This is a genomic window from Pantoea vagans, from assembly GCF_004792415.1.
In the GTDB taxonomy this organism is placed as follows: domain Bacteria; phylum Pseudomonadota; class Gammaproteobacteria; order Enterobacterales; family Enterobacteriaceae; genus Pantoea; species Pantoea vagans.
Genome location: NZ_CP038853.1, coordinates 2,797,623 through 2,811,746 on the forward strand (window position 1 = coordinate 2,797,623; position 14,124 = coordinate 2,811,746).

General features: G+C 59.9%; 12 protein-coding genes. 4 read left to right on the forward strand and 8 right to left on the reverse strand.

All coding sequences use genetic code 11. The annotated features are described in order from the left end of the window. Positions 1 to 169: 169 nt before the first annotated feature. Complete coding sequence (hutC, locus tag EGO56_RS13225) at positions 170 to 925, reverse strand: histidine utilization repressor (protein ID WP_013357236.1); 756 nt, start codon at positions 923 to 925, stop codon at positions 170 to 172. Positions 926 to 1,251: 326 nt separating this feature from the next. Here hutC and hutH point away from each other — a divergent pair, with 326 nt between their 5' ends. The 3 genes from hutH to EGO56_RS13240 all read left to right on the forward strand — a co-directional run bounded on the left by hutH (position 1,252) and on the right by EGO56_RS13240 (position 5,861). Next, a complete protein-coding gene (hutH, locus tag EGO56_RS13230) occupies positions 1,252 to 2,802 on the forward strand; it encodes a histidine ammonia-lyase (protein ID WP_135909604.1) in 1,551 nt (516 codons plus the stop codon). A gap of 15 nt (positions 2,803 to 2,817) precedes the next feature. Next, positions 2,818 to 4,503 carry a urocanate hydratase gene (gene hutU, locus EGO56_RS13235; RefSeq protein WP_013357234.1) on the forward strand — a complete coding sequence of 562 codons (1,686 nt, stop codon included), beginning with the start codon at positions 2,818 to 2,820 and terminating at the stop codon, positions 4,501 to 4,503. 200 nt (positions 4,504 to 4,703) lie between these two features. Further along, complete coding sequence (locus EGO56_RS13240) at positions 4,704 to 5,861, forward strand: M20 aminoacylase family protein (protein WP_135909606.1); 1,158 nt, start codon at positions 4,704 to 4,706, stop codon at positions 5,859 to 5,861. A 1-nt stretch (position 5,862) separates the two neighbouring features. On the opposite strand, the gene ybiB is transcribed toward EGO56_RS13240, so the two are convergent. The 4 genes from ybiB to EGO56_RS13260 all read right to left on the reverse strand — a co-directional run bounded on the left by ybiB (position 5,863) and on the right by EGO56_RS13260 (position 10,228). Further along, positions 5,863 to 6,831, reverse strand: a complete 969-nt coding sequence (ybiB, locus tag EGO56_RS13245) for a DNA-binding protein YbiB (RefSeq protein WP_135909608.1) — start codon at positions 6,829 to 6,831, stop codon at positions 5,863 to 5,865. Between the two features lie 26 nt (positions 6,832 to 6,857). Beyond that, entirely contained in the window at positions 6,858 to 9,026 is a 2,169-nt protein-coding gene (dinG, locus tag EGO56_RS13250; protein WP_135909610.1) for an ATP-dependent DNA helicase DinG, read from the reverse strand. Positions 9,027 to 9,149: 123 nt separating this feature from the next. Continuing rightward, positions 9,150 to 9,668, reverse strand: coding sequence for a GNAT family N-acetyltransferase (locus EGO56_RS13255; RefSeq protein WP_135909612.1), 519 nt, complete (start codon positions 9,666 to 9,668; stop codon positions 9,150 to 9,152). After that, a complete protein-coding gene (locus EGO56_RS13260; protein ID WP_135909614.1) occupies positions 9,665 to 10,228 on the reverse strand; it encodes a helix-turn-helix domain-containing protein in 564 nt (187 codons plus the stop codon). Before EGO56_RS13260 ends, EGO56_RS13255 begins: the two co-directional genes overlap by 4 nt. 149 nt (positions 10,229 to 10,377) lie before the next feature. Here EGO56_RS13260 and EGO56_RS13265 point away from each other — a divergent pair, with 149 nt between their 5' ends. Beyond that, positions 10,378 to 11,112 (forward strand): MerR family transcriptional regulator, encoded by a 735-nt coding sequence (locus EGO56_RS13265; protein WP_135909616.1) that lies wholly within the window; start codon positions 10,378 to 10,380, stop codon positions 11,110 to 11,112. Between the two features lie 175 nt (positions 11,113 to 11,287). On the opposite strand, the gene EGO56_RS13270 is transcribed toward EGO56_RS13265, so the two are convergent. The 3 genes from EGO56_RS13270 to EGO56_RS13280 are packed head-to-tail and all read right to left on the reverse strand — an operon-like array spanning position 11,288 to position 14,122. Next, a complete protein-coding gene (locus EGO56_RS13270; protein ID WP_135909618.1) occupies positions 11,288 to 12,019 on the reverse strand; it encodes an ABC transporter permease in 732 nt (243 codons plus the stop codon). Continuing rightward, on the reverse strand, positions 12,007 to 12,954 hold the full coding sequence (locus EGO56_RS13275; protein WP_135909620.1) for an ABC transporter ATP-binding protein: 948 nt from the start codon (positions 12,952 to 12,954) through the stop codon (positions 12,007 to 12,009). Before EGO56_RS13275 ends, EGO56_RS13270 begins: the two co-directional genes overlap by 13 nt. Beyond that, positions 12,947 to 14,122, reverse strand: coding sequence for an ABC transporter permease (locus EGO56_RS13280; protein WP_135909622.1), 1,176 nt, complete (start codon positions 14,120 to 14,122; stop codon positions 12,947 to 12,949). The genes EGO56_RS13275 and EGO56_RS13280 overlap by 8 nt, the downstream gene beginning before the upstream one ends. Positions 14,123 to 14,124: the final 2 nt, after the last annotated feature.

Genomic DNA, 14,124 nt, shown 5'->3' on the forward strand with positions numbered 1-14,124 from the left:
TGGGCACGGACAGCGCGGAACAAGCAGGCGTACACGTAGTACGTGAGGATTACTCGCTGTGCTCGCCCCTTCAGGGCCGCACTTCAGGGCGTTCAGGTTGCTAAAGCAGCCTGTGTGAGCACTGCCCAGGTTCAGACTGTCAAATAAAATAGCCTGATTGGCTCGGCTCTTAACCGTGTCCCCTGAAGCGGCCCAGCAGTTTGTAACGTGAGCCGGGATAGAGCAGTCGCGCATAGGTGACGATTTTCGTGTCGCTCCAGGTCTGACGGCGAATCAGCAGGCAGGGTTCATGTTCATCCAGCGACAGATGTTTACGCTGACGCGCATCGGGCAGCACCGCTTCAACAATGTGCTCGCCTGCCGTCAGCGGCGCGACCCGCATCAGATAGGTATAGGGCGTCATCTGCTGATAATCCTGCGTCAGGTAATCGGGCGCGACCAGCGGATTGACCAGACGGTCCTCAAGCTGCACCGGCAGATCATTTTCGTAATGCACAATCAGCGAATGGTAGAGCGTCTGTCCGGTGGTGAGCCCCAGCACGGCGGCCTGCTCAGGATCGGCTTTGTCCTGACCGATGGCGAGAATTTTACAGCTGTGCTGATGGCCACGCTGAGCGATCTCATCGGCGATGTTATGCACCTCCAGCATAGCGGTATAGCCTTTCATCTCCGCCACGAAGGTGCCGACACCCTGCATCCGCACCAGAAAACCTTCGCTGGTCAGTTCGCGCAGCGCCCGGTTAATCGTCATGCGGCTGACACCCAGCTCATTCACCAGTTCACTTTCTGATGGCACACGCTGATTCGCTTTCCACAACCCTTCACGGATCTGGCTGACGATGGCCTGCTTCACCCGCTGATAAATCGGGGCGGGTTCATCGCTCATTGCCGCCGCCAGTTGTGCCAGTGCCGTATGCTCGACCATTTGCTGTTCCTTATGCTGAAAGTCCCTTAAGTTTACTGTCTCACTGCGTGAATGTATATACATCCAGTAGCGCGCGCCGTGCCCCACTGGTGCAGTCTGCGCATCCTGATGGTGCACTCGCTCCGTCGCGTTTAACCCGCCACCCGCGCCAGGTGGACATTCGATTTTTGTGATCGGTCTGGCACGGCACTTGCTTAGTCTGTTTGATTGTATAGACAAGCATAGACAAGAATTAACGCTTATGTTTCACTCGCATTATTCCGCTGGTTCAGGGCATGGAAAGCAGCTTAGCCTTGCCAGCACACTTGTATAGACAGGAGTAGACTATGTCAGGTTCGTTTCAGGCATTGCGCCTGGTGCCCGGCGAGGTGGACCTCGCCACATTACGCGCTATCTATCAGGGTAACGTCACGCTGAGTCTTGACGACAGTGCGCGTCAGGCAATTGCGGCGGCGCAGCAGACCGTGGAGACGATTGTCGCCTCCGGCAACGTGGTGTATGGCATTAATACCGGCTTTGGCAAGCTGGCACAGACGCAAATCCCGGCCAGCCGGCTGGCGGATCTGCAGCGCAATCTGGTGCTGTCACACAGCGTGGGTCTGGGCGATCTGCTGCCTGACAATGTCACCCGCCTGGTGGTCGCCACCAAAATCATCAGCCTGGCGCGCGGTCACTCTGGCGTGCGTATCGAACTGGTTGAGGCGCTGCTGGCGCTGTTCAACGCGGGCGTGATGCCCTGCATTCCGGAAAAAGGCTCGGTCGGCGCCTCTGGCGATCTGGCACCGCTGGCGCACATGTCGCTGATGCTGCTGGGCGAAGGTCAGGTGCGGGTCAATGGCACGCTGATCCCGGCAACCGAGGGACTGGCAGGCGTGGGCCTGTCGCCGTTTGTGCTCGGTCCCAAAGAGGGCCTGGCGCTGCTCAACGGCACCCAGGTTTCGACTGCGCTGGCGCTGCGTGGCCTGTTCGAGTGTGAAAACCTGTTTGCCGCCGGTCTGATGGCCGGTGCGCTGTCGCTGGAAGCGATCAAAGGCTCGCTGAAACCGTTCGATGCCCGCATCCACAAGGCGCGCGGCCAGCAGGGCCAGATTGCCGTCGCGGCAGCCGTCAGCACCCTGATTGAGGGCAGTGAAATTCTGCAGTCGCATACCCATTGTGGCCGTGTTCAGGACCCCTACTCCATCCGCTGCGTGCCCCAGGTAATGGGCGCCTGCCTGGATAACGTCAGCCACGCGGCGCGAATTCTGGAAATCGAAGCGAACGCCGCCTCGGACAACCCGCTGGTATTCAGCGACAGCGGCGATGTGATCTCCGGCGGCAACTTCCACGCTGAGCCGGTGGCTTTTGCCGCTGACATCCTGGCGCTGGCAATTGCCGAAGTGGGTGCCATCTCTGAACGGCGACTGGCGCTGCTGCTGGACAGCGGCTTATCCGGCCTGCCGCCCTTCCTGGTGCGTGACGGCGGCGTAAACTCCGGCTTTATGATCGCCCAGGTCACCGCCGCCGCGCTGGCTTCTGAGAACAAATCGCTGGCCCATCCGGGCAGCGTCGACAGTCTGCCCACCTCAGCGAATCAGGAAGACCACGTCTCCATGGCGACTTACGCCGCCCGCCGTCTCAGCAGCATGTGCTTTAACAGCGCCGCCGTAGTGGGCATCGAGGCGATGGCCGCCGCGCAGGGCATTGAATTTAACCGGCCACTCAAAAGCTCCACGCTGATTGAGCAGGCCATTGACACCATTCGCGAGCAGGTCGCCTTCCTTGAGGAAGATCGTCTGCTGGCACCCGATATCGAGGCAATGCGTCAGTGGGCAAGTCGCGCTGACTGGCCTCAGGCATTGACCGCGCTGCTGCCGAGCATGCGCCCAACTTCTTGAATTAAGGAATCCTTCATGAGCGAAACTCTTTCTCAGGCTGTGGCACGTGAGATTCGTGCACCACACGGTACTACACTGCACTGCGCCAACTGGCTGATTGAAGCGGCTTACCGCATGATTCAGAACAACCTCGATCCCGATGTCGCCGAACGTCCGGAAGATCTGGTGGTGTACGGCGGCATCGGTAAGGCAGCACGCAACTGGGAATGCTTCGAGCAGATCCTGCGTTCGCTGCGGGCGCTGCAGCCGGATGAGACGCTGCTGATCCAGAGCGGCAAGCCGGTCGGCATCTTCCGCACCCACGCGGATGCGCCGCGCGTGCTGCTGGCAAACTCCAACCTGGTGCCGCACTGGGCGACCTGGGATCACTTCCATGAGCTGGATAAAGCGGGTCTGATGATGTACGGCCAGATGACCGCCGGTTCCTGGATTTATATTGGTGCGCAGGGCATCGTGCAGGGCACCTATGAAACCTTCGTGGAAGCGGGCCGTCAGCATTATAACAATGACCTGAGTGGCCGTTGGATCCTCACCGCCGGGCTGGGCGGCATGGGCGGCGCCCAACCGCTGGCGGGTGTACTGGCCGGGGCCTGTGTGCTGGCGATTGAGTGCCAGGAGTCGCGCATCGATTTCCGTCTGCGTACCCGTTACGTCGACTACAAAGCCACCACGCTGGATGAAGCGCTGGCGTTAATCAGCGAAGCCACCGCCGCCAAAAAAGCGATTTCGGTCGGCCTGCTAGGCAATGCCGCTGAGATCCTGCCGGAGCTGGTGAAACGCGCCCAGGCGGGCGGGCCGAAGCCGGACATCGTGACTGACCAGACATCGGCGCACGACCCGATTAATGGCTATCTGCCGATTGGCTGGGATCTGGCGCGCTGGCAGCAGGAGCGCGTCTCACAGCCGAAAGCCGTTGAGAAAGCAGCCCGTGCTTCTATGGCAGTTCATGTCCAGGCGATGCTCGACTTCTGTCATATGGGCATCCCGACCGTGGATTACGGCAACAACATTCGTCAGGTCGCGCTGGACGAGGGTGTCAGCAACGCGTTCGATTTCCCTGGCTTTGTGCCAGCCTATATCCGTCCGCTGTTCTGCGAAGGCAAAGGCCCGTTCCGCTGGGTGGCGCTCTCGGGCGATCCGGAAGATATCTACAAGACCGATGCGAAACTCAAAGAGCTGTTCCCGCACCATAAAACGCTGCATCGCTGGCTGGATATGGCGCAGGAGCGCATCGCCTTCCAGGGCCTGCCTGCCCGTATCTGCTGGCTGGGACTGGGTGAACGGCATCTTGCCGGTCTGGCGTTTAACGAAATGGTGCGTAACGGCGAGCTGAAAGCGCCGGTCGTGATTGGCCGCGACCATCTCGACTGCGGCTCGGTCGCCTCTCCTAACCGTGAGACCGAAGCGATGAAAGATGGCTCGGATGCGGTCTCAGACTGGCCGTTGCTTAACGCGCTGCTGAATACCGCAGGTGGCGCAACCTGGGTCAGCCTGCATCATGGCGGCGGTGTCGGCATGGGCTTCTCACAGCACTCCGGTGTGGTGATTGTCTGTGACGGCAGCAAAGAAGCTGATGCGCGTCTGGGTCGCGTATTGTGGAACGACCCGGCCACCGGTGTGATGCGTCATGCCGACGCGGGTTATGAGCTGGCACAGCAGTGCGCGGCTGAACATGGCCTGAACCTGCCGATGCAGAAGTAATCCTTTGACCGGGGCGAGCAGCAGCTTGCCCCGTTTTCCCCCGCGATTCCATTCTTACCCTCTGGCATAAACATCACTTCCTTATTACTTATTCCATTTTGATTTAGCCTATAGCCAGATTTAGTCCTGACGGCGATAGACGCCGCATCACCCGACCACTAAAGTGAAATCTTCTCATTCTGTATGGAGCGCGACTCTGCATGACCCTTTCCCCTGCCCTGCTTGAAGATGCCCTGCGCTGGCGTCGTGAGTTTCATCGCCACCCCGAATTAGGTTACCAGGAACAGCAAACCAGCCAGTTTATTGCGGAAGAATTAGCGCGGGCGGGATTGCAGGTGTTCCGTGGCCTGGCGGGCACCGGCGTCATCGGCACACTGGAAAATGGTCCCGGCCCGGTTATCGGGCTGCGTGCAGATATGGATGCGCTGCCGATTACGGAAAAAGGTGATGCCGAGTGGCGTTCTGCGACGCCAGGCGTGATGCACGCCTGTGGACACGATGGTCACAGCGCTATTCTGCTGGCTGCCGCCCGCCAGCTGGCCGCCACACGTCAGTTCAGCGGCACGGTGCATTTCATCTTTCAGCCTGCCGAAGAGAATCTGGGCGGGGCACGCAAAATGGTGGAAGAGGGGCTGTTCAAGCGTTTTCCGATGGATGCGATCTACGCCATGCATAACTGGCCGGGACTGCCGCTTGGCTCACTGGCGGTCAACCCTGGCGCGATGATGGCGTCGCTGGATTCGTTTGAAATTACGCTGCACGGCAAAAGCTGCCACGCGGCGATGCCGGAAAGCGGTGCCGACCCGATGGTGGTGGCGGCCGAGCTGATTCTGGCGCTGCAGACCATTCCGTCCCGCCGGCTCTCGCCGCTGGCGTCAGCCGTGGTCAGCGTGACGCAGATTCACGGTGGTGAAGCGATTAACGTCATCCCGGAGCAGATTGTCTTACGCGGCACGGTGCGCTGCCTGCAGACCAGCGTGCGCGAAAAAGTGCGCGGGCTGATTAATGAGTTTGTCGGGACCCTGCCGCGTCCGTTTGGCGTGAGCGGTGAGATTGAGTGGCTGCCGGGCTATCCGGTCACCGCCAACCATGTGGCACCGGCTGAGCAGGTGCGCGAGGTGGCGCTCTCAACACTGGGTGCTGAACAGGTTCACTGGCAGGTTAATCCGTCGATGGCGTCAGAAGATTTTGCCTGCATGATGGAAGCCTGTCCCGGCGCTTACTTCTGGCTGGGCGCAGACGGTGAAACGCCTTCCGCGCCGCTGCATAACGCCCGCTATGACTTCAACGACGCGCTACTGCCGATTGGCATCCGTTTCTGGCAGAACCTGGTTGAACAGGCGCTGCCAATCGCCTGAGTCAGTACCCGGCGGCGAGGATCTGCTGCTCTGCCGCTGCCAGCGAGTCGCACTGGCCGCTGGCGCGCAGGCAGCAGGCGAGCTGCAGTCGCAGTGACGCAGGCACCGGGCGCTGCTGATTCAGTACCTCTTCAATCCAGCGCGCAGTGACTTCTGCCGTCTTGTCTGCCGGCAGCTCTACCGCCACTTCCGGCTGACGCTCCACCCACACTTCCGCTTCCGCGCCTGCACCCTGAATCATACTGATCGCCGGGCAGCGCTGGGGATTCGCATAGACTTCCCCTTCGGTGCCATTGAGCAGTATCGCAGGCGCATCGATGTCGCTGAAGAATTTCGCCACACGCGGTACATATTCAGGATGCGAGACGCTCGACAGCCGCAGCGCCGCCCGTTCCGCAAACGGCGTAGCCAGTTTTGCCAGCGTGTGTGCGCTATTACGCACCCCCATCCGCCAGCGCAGCGACAGCTGTTTCGCCATTGGCGGGCAGAGATGATCGATGGTGATAAAGGCCAGTTCACCCTGATCGAGTTTTGTCTGCGCCGCCTCCGCGGTGGTGACGGGCGCAATACCCAGTGCGGCAAACACCGCTTCACTGGTGATGCGTGTCGCGTCGTCGCTGACGCCGTGTACCAGCACCGGGAAGCCAAGTTTCACCAGCAGCAACGCCAGCAACGGTGTGAGATTCCCCTGGCGGCGTGCGCCGTTGTAGCTGGGGATCACCACCGGCATCGGGCGATTTTCCGGCGCATGCAGCTGCATCATCTGCGCCTGCATTGCCTGATAAAAGCCGCGCATTTCGGCTTCACCTTCGCCTTTAATACGCAGCGCAATCAGAATAGCGCCCAGCTCCAGATCCGGCACTTCGCCCGCCAGCATCGCGCCATAGAGCGCCACGGCAGTATCAAAGTCGATATCGCGGGCATGATTTTTACCGCGACCCACCTCTTTAATGATTTTATTCAGTTCCATCACTCGCTTCCGGTTAAGTGCGCGGCTCAGCGCCGCGTGGGACGGCGTTTACGCACGGTGTGCTTTGGCACCACGGTGGCCGGTATCGCTGCCGGCTCTGGCGTTTCCGGCTGCTCAATCGGGAAGATCGGCAGTGCGGCTAACAACCGGCTGCCGTAGGCTTTGCTCAGCAGACGGCGGTCGTAAATCACGATTTCGCCATAACACTGATGGCTGCGAATCAGGCGTCCGACCTGTTGAATCAGGGTAAATGAGGCGCTGGGCAAACTCTGCACCTCAAACGGATAGCGCTTCAGGCTTTTCAGCCATTCGCCTTCGGTCAAAATTACCGGACTGTCCACCGGGGGAAAAGCGATTTTGTGGATATGCACCTGACTCAGCAAATCGCCTTTGAGATCCAGCCCCTCAGCAAAGGACTGCAGGCCAATCAGAATGCTGGTGTCACCTTGGGTAACGCGCTGACGGTGCAGATCCACCAGGCGGCTGCGCGGCTGATCGCCCTGCACCAGCATCGAGAGCCGCAGATCGGGCAGACAGGCGACAAACTGCTGCATCGCCCGGTTGCTGGCAAACAGCACCAGTACGCCCTTATGCTTCTTTTCCGCCATCTGCTGACGGAAGAACCCGGCCATCTCGGCAATGTGCTCCGCTTCGTGCGTCATCAGCGGCTCCAGGCGCATCTGCGGGATCACCAGCTTGCCCTGCTCCACATGGTTAAACGGTGAGTCGAGCGCCACAAAGCGGTCGCCCGCTTTTTCGCTAAGCCCCGACATCTCCTGCAGGCGATTGAAGCTGTTAAGCGATCGCAGCGTGGCGGAGGTGACCACCACATGCGGAATTTTGCGCCACAGCATCTTCTCCAGCTGGTCGCTGACGCGGATGCCGGCGCAGTGAAACAGCAGATGCGCCTGGCCTTCGCGCAGCTCGCGGGTAATCCACTTCGATACCGGCGCGCCAGAGGCTTTTTCCATCGCCGCCAGCCGCCAGAGCTTGCTTACCGATTCGAACCAGCCAAACTGCCGGTTGAGCTGCAGCAGATTGCGATGCAGTCGCACCATATCGACCTTGCCGGTCTGCTCACTGAGCGCATTAATCAGGCCTTCGCTCAGTCCCCGCAGGGCATCGCTGAGTTTAAACAGCCGGGCGCAGAGATCCAGCAGCTCCTGCGGCAGCGCCCCCAGCACAAAGCGAAATTCGCCCGGCTGGTTATTGGGCGGCAGCAGCGGATTCAGCGCCTGCGCAGTAATGGTCAGCAGTTCGCGCAGTTCATCGCAGTGCGCTTTCAGCCGTTCCGGATTCGCCAGCGGCGGCGGCGATTTTGGCCGCGTCTGCGTCATGATGCTCTCGACCAGCTTGATAAACAGGTCAAGCTGCAGGCTGCTCCAGCCCGGCGTGATATCGGCGCTCATCTCCAGCGCATCGCGTGCCACTTCCGGCAGATGATGTCCTTCATCCAGTACCAGCATCAGGTTTTTAGCGGGCGGCAGCACCGACTCATTCTCCATCGCGGCCATCACCAGCGCATGGTTCGCCACCACCACATCGACCTGCTCAATTTCGCGCCGCGCCACAAAGAACGGACATTCACGATACCAGTGGCAGTGCGAACCCAGACAGCTCGCTTTGTCGGTGGAGAGGCGCTGCCACAGGCTGTCGCTGACGTTCTCCTCGCTGTGATCGCGCAGGCCATCCCATTGGTAGCGATCCAGCGATTTCTGTAAGCGGCCACACTGCGTCTGTTCTTCTTTGGTACTGCTGACGGCGTCATCATCCAGATAAAGCAGCAGATCGCCCTGCTGGTCGTCATCGGCCGCCATCGCCGCCAGATTGCGCGGACAGACATAGCGCCCGCGACCAAAGGCGGCGGTAAAAGTGAGATCGGGGATAATTTTCTTCAGCAGCGGCAGATCTTTGATGAAGATTTGATCCTGCAGCGCCACGTTGGCGGTGCTGATCACCAGCTGTATTTCCTGAGCGCGGCTGGCTGCGATGCCCGGAATCAGATAAGAGAGAGTTTTGCCCACGCCGGTCGGCGCTTCTACCGCCAGATGACGCGCATCGTCACCCGCCAGGCATTTCGCTACTTCGGCGATCATCTGGCGCTGCGGCGCTCGCGGAATAAAATCAGGCACCTGCTGCTGAAGCGCTTTATACCACTGCGCTATCTGGCTTTTTACTGCGGCTGTCAGGGCCATGATTTGCGTTACCACACCGAAAAAATGGCCTGTATTTTTACACAGTATCCTGGCGGCGTCAGCTTTCGCGCCGAATTTTTCGTGCCGTGTCGTAAATTTCAGCGATTGTCCGACGGCGGTGTTTTACGCCAGCACTTTGTACATATAGGTGGTGGCATCCAGCACGCCTGCGGTGGACTCGGCATAACAGGGAATCGACCCCGCCACCTGCCAGCCCAGCGAGCGATAGAGGTCGCTCGCGACATCGCCGCTGCGCGTATCCAGCACCAGCAGGGTTTTGCCCTGCGCGCGTGCTCGCCGCTCCGCACGCTGCATCAGGTCACGGGCGATACCCTGACGGCGCGCCTGCGGATGCACCAGCAGTTTACTGATCTCTGCGCGGTGGCGGCCATTAGGGATGCCGCTGCGGCTGATAATGACCGTGGCCACGATGCGACCGTGCTGACGCGCAACCAGTAATTCGCTGTCGCCGCTGGTGATGCTGGCGATCCGCTGCTGCCAGAATCGCGTCATCACCTCATCGTCTTCGGCATCAATAAAGCCGACGCTGGCACCGTCTGCCACGCAGCCCTGCAAAACGTCGGTAAGTTCACCCAGCAGCTGTTGCGCCTGGGTCACGCTGAGCGTTGCGTAATCCGTCATGGTTTTGCCACCACCAGTAAGTAACGCGCGCCGTCGGTCAGGTGCGCCTCAAAAGCCGATTTTCCGATCAGATGAAACCGCAGGCAGTCGCCGGGCTGTAGCGTCCACGCCTGAGACCCCATCGTGATGGTGAGACCACCCTCACTCAGCCAGATATGCTGTTCAAGCCCCTGGATGGGTGGCGCATCATAATCGATACGCGCACCAGGCCGTAACTTGCCCTCTACGAGTTCGCATCTAAAATGAAGGGCAGGTGGTGAAATATTCCGGCGAATAAAGCCGCTGGCGTCATCCTGCCACACCGGCTGTTGCTCGTTTCTGACCAGCAGGCTGGACTCTTCTTCCACTTCGCTGAGCAGGCGCGACATTGTTAAGCCGTAGGCGACACACAGACGATTAAGCAGTGCAGCCGTGGGACTGGTCTCGCTTCGCTCAATGCGCGATAATGTCGCGCGGCTGATGCCGGTAGCGACAGACAGTTCATCAAGAGACCAGCCGCGTTGCAGGCGTAATTCCGCCAGCCGCACCGCCAGTCGTTGCTCCGTATTCAGCTCCGGCATGGTGTTTTCTCGTTTTTGGGAATAATTCTCTTATTTGAGATATAGCCTGGAAAAGCCGTATCAGTCAAGTTGTACATTGAGAAATGTATTGTACAACTTAATTTGCTTCGTTATGGTAATCGCACTCAGACCAATCGAAAGAGGAATTTATGACCTTATACAGTATCGGTGACGTCGCCGAGCGCTGTGGCATAAACCCAGTCACCCTGCGCGCCTGGCAGCGTCGTTATGGCTTACTGAAGCCGCAACGTACCGAAGGCGGACATCGTCAGTTTGACGAAGAGGATGTGCAGCGCATCGAAGAGATTATGCGCTGGATTGAAAGTGGCGTGCCGGTCGGTAAAGTGAAGGCACTGCTGGAAGGTGGCGATGTTGATGCGCACGATGGCTGGACCACGCTGCAGGATGAGCTAATCAGCGTTCTGCGTCACGTCAGACCCACTAAACTTCGTAATAAAATTGCCGCGATTGGTCGCGAACATCCGATTGATGCGCTGATTGATCACGTTTTCATGCCTGTGCGCCAGAAGCTGAGTCTGGATCAGAACACGGCCCGCACCATGTGCAGTCTGCTTGATGGTCTGCTGATCGACTATGTTGCATTCTGTCTGACCGCCAGCCGCAAAAAATCGGGTAAAGATGCGCTGATTATTGGCTGGGGCATCGACGATCGCACCCGTATCTGGCTGGAAGGCTGGCGTCTGTCGCAGCATGGCTGGCGGATTGACGTACTGGCAGAACCGCTGGATGTTCCCCGTCCTGAACTCTTTCCCGGCATGAATATGTTTGTCTTTACCGGTAAAAAACTGACCCGTCGTCAGCAGGAGCAGCTGTCACACTGGCAGGAACAGGGCTATGGCGTGCGGTTACACGAACCGGCCTGATAACAAAAACGCACGCCGGGCACTTTGCCTCCTGCCTTGCGCGCGCTATTATCCCCGCCTCACTGTTAACAAGCTCAGGTTTCATCCATGAATGTCAAAAAAGCCTTTTTCGCCACGCTGTTTTTCATTATGGCTCTCGGCGGCACCAGCGGTCTGATGCTGGTGGGATACTCTCTTATTGTTCACTCACGCTAAGCCAGCGCTGCAGGCGTTCAAACAGGCGATCGCTCACTATTGCCAGCAGCGCCACCAGTAGTGCTCCCTGAATTACATAAGCTGTATTAAACCCGCTCAGGCCGATAATCACCGGCGATCCCAGACTTTTCGCGCCCACCGTCGAGGCGATAGCCGCGGTGCCGATGTTAATGATTACCGACGTGCGTATCCCGGCGATGATCACCGGTGCAGCCAGCGCCAGTTCAATCTGCCACAACCGCTGCCAGCTACTCATGCCGACCCCGATGGCAATCTCGCGGCTGCTGGCGGGTACGCTATCAATGCCCGCCAGCGTACCCTGTAAAATTGGCAGTAATCCGTACAGCAGCAGCGCTACCACCGCCGGCCACGCGCCAAAGCCCATCACCGGCACCGCAATCGCCAATACCGCCACCGGTGGAATAGTCTGCCCCGCCGCCACGATAGTTTCCATCAGCGGCCGGAAAGCGCGCCCCACTCGCCGGGTCACCAGCACACCGCTGCCAATGCCGATAACAATGGCCAGCAGGCTGGCGGTGACCACCAGAAACAGATGCGCCAGCGTCAGCTGCCAGAAGCTCTCCTGCTGATAGAGTGGCCGTGCCAGTTCGGGAAACCAGCGGTGAAACAGCGGCCCGCTGTAAGGCATCAGGGTCAGCAGCGCGCCATAGAACAGCACCAGCCACAGCAGCGGATCCCTTAGCCTGCGCATGTTAAGCCCTCGCGCAGTTGCAGCAGGTCGCCAAAGTGGAGCACGCCCAGCGGCTGCTGCTGATCGTCAACGACCGGCAGTTTATCAGTGCGCCGGGCGATAAACTGCGACAGCGCATCCCGCAGCGTCAGTGCGGCAGCGATCGGTTCGCCTGCCAGCCATTCGCCACGCCGTACCGCATTCCCGACCTGTTCCAGCGACAGCAGCCGGACGCCCATTTCACTGCGGCCAAAGAAGTCGCGCACGAAGTCATTTTTTGGCTGGGTCAGCAGCTCAACCGGCCTGCCCTGCTGAACAATTTCACCGTTATCCATCAGCACGATGCGATCTGCCAGCGTCAGCGCTTCGTCGATGTCATGCGTCACCAGCACGATGGTGCGGCCCGACAGCCGATGAATACGCAGCATCTCCTGCTGCAGCACGCCGCGCGTCACCGGATCGAGTGCGCCGAACGGCTCATCCATCAGCAGCACTTCCGGGTCAGCTGCCAGTGCCCGCGCCACACCCACCCGCTGCTGCTGCCCGCCCGAAAGCTGATGCGGATAGCGATTCAGCAGCTGCGCGTCAAGGTTCAGCAGCGCCAGCAGCGCCGCGATGCGCTCATCGATCTGCGCTCTGGACCAGCCCAGCAGGGCCGGCACCGTGGCGATATTCTTCCGCACCGTCCAGTGCGGAAACAGGCCAATCGACTGAATGGCATAGCCCATGCGTCGGCGTAATGTACGGGCATCAAGCTGACGAATCGACTCACCGGCGAAGCGGATCTCACCGCTATCAAACTCCACCAGCCGGTTGATCATTTTCAGCGTGGTCGATTTGCCGGAGCCGGAGGTGCCGAGCAGCACGCAGAATTCCCCTTTTGCCACCTGCAGCGACAGATCTTTTACCGCCGCTTTGCCGTTAAAGGCGCGGGAAACGCCATCAAACTCAATCATCTTTTCTCTCCAGCAGTGAGATCAGCAGGCGGAATAGCGCATCAATGACGACCGCCAGCGCAATCACCGGGATAACGCCCAGCAACACCAAATCCAGCGCACTGCTTAACAGCCCCTGGAAAATAATCGCGCCAAAGCCGCCCGCACCAATCAGCGCCGCCACCACCGCCATGCCCAGCGTCTGCACTACGACGACACGCAGGCCCGCGAGCCAGACCGGCAGCGCCAGCGGCACGTCCACCGCGATAAACTGCTGCCAGCCGCTCATGCCCGTGCCACGCGCACTTTCGCGCACCTCCTGCGGCACCTGTTGCAGCCCCACCACCACGCTGCGCACCAGCGGCAACAGTGCATAAAGCACCAGGGCGATCAGCGCCGGAGCCATACCAATGCCGCTGATACCCCAGTCACCGAACCACGGAAAATGCTGAGCCAGACCGGCCAGCGGCGCAATCAGCAGACCAAACAGTGCCACTGACGGCACCGTCTGAATCACATTCAGTACACCGAAGACACTTCCCTGCCAGCCAGGTCGCCGGAACAGCGTGACGCCCAGCGGCAGCGCAATCATCAATGCAGGCAAGACCGTACCGGCCAGTAACGTAAGATGACAGCTCAGCGCCGCATCAAACACCGCATGACGGTTGGCATACTCTTTCAGCAGGGAGAGATCGGCGAGCTGGCCACTGAACAGCAGCAACAGCGGCAGGAGCCAGACCTGCAGATTAAGCAGCAGCTGTGCCAGCCGATGCGGGGTCAGCTGCCGTACCTGATCGGTGATCAGCAGCAGGATCAGCGCACCGCTGCACCACAGGCCGCTGGCAAAGCTGGTGCGCGCCAGACGGCTGCCCTGCTGACTCAGCAACGTCGCCTGATGACCGCTGAGCCAGATGATCGCCGCCAGCATCAGCTCAGCCGCCAGCAGCGCCACCATCAGCGTGACGCGCCCGGGCTGACGCCACAGCAGCAGCCACAGCGTCACCAGCGGCAGCAGCAACAGCCCGAAGCGGTTTATCTGCCAGCCCATCAGGGGTTCACCCGCCACCAGACGATTCGGGGCGAAGTTAAGAAACGGCAAGGTCACCAGCGCCAGGCTCAGCAGCGTCAGCAGCAGCAAAGCCACCGGCTGCTGAGCCGGACGGCGTATCGCGTCCCGCGATATCTGCATCG

Coding starts and splice junctions, on each gene's coding strand:
- hutC (WP_013357236.1), bottom strand. CDS start 925: ATGGTCGAGCATACGGCACTGGCACAACTGGCGGCGGCAATGAGCGAT.
- hutH (WP_135909604.1), top strand. CDS start 1,252: ATGTCAGGTTCGTTTCAGGCATTGCGCCTGGTGCCCGGCGAGGTGGAC.
- hutU (WP_013357234.1), top strand. CDS start 2,818: ATGAGCGAAACTCTTTCTCAGGCTGTGGCACGTGAGATTCGTGCACCA.
- EGO56_RS13240 (WP_135909606.1), top strand. CDS start 4,704: ATGACCCTTTCCCCTGCCCTGCTTGAAGATGCCCTGCGCTGGCGTCGT.
- ybiB (WP_135909608.1), bottom strand. CDS start 6,831: ATGGAACTGAATAAAATCATTAAAGAGGTGGGTCGCGGTAAAAATCAT.
- dinG (WP_135909610.1), bottom strand. CDS start 9,026: ATGGCCCTGACAGCCGCAGTAAAAAGCCAGATAGCGCAGTGGTATAAA.
- EGO56_RS13255 (WP_135909612.1), bottom strand. CDS start 9,668: ATGACGGATTACGCAACGCTCAGCGTGACCCAGGCGCAACAGCTGCTG.
- EGO56_RS13260 (WP_135909614.1), bottom strand. CDS start 10,228: ATGCCGGAGCTGAATACGGAGCAACGACTGGCGGTGCGGCTGGCGGAA.
- EGO56_RS13265 (WP_135909616.1), top strand. CDS start 10,378: ATGACCTTATACAGTATCGGTGACGTCGCCGAGCGCTGTGGCATAAAC.
- EGO56_RS13270 (WP_135909618.1), bottom strand. CDS start 12,019: ATGCGCAGGCTAAGGGATCCGCTGCTGTGGCTGGTGCTGTTCTATGGC.
- EGO56_RS13275 (WP_135909620.1), bottom strand. CDS start 12,954: ATGATTGAGTTTGATGGCGTTTCCCGCGCCTTTAACGGCAAAGCGGCG.
- EGO56_RS13280 (WP_135909622.1), bottom strand. CDS start 14,122: ATGCAGATATCGCGGGACGCGATACGCCGTCCGGCTCAGCAGCCGGTG.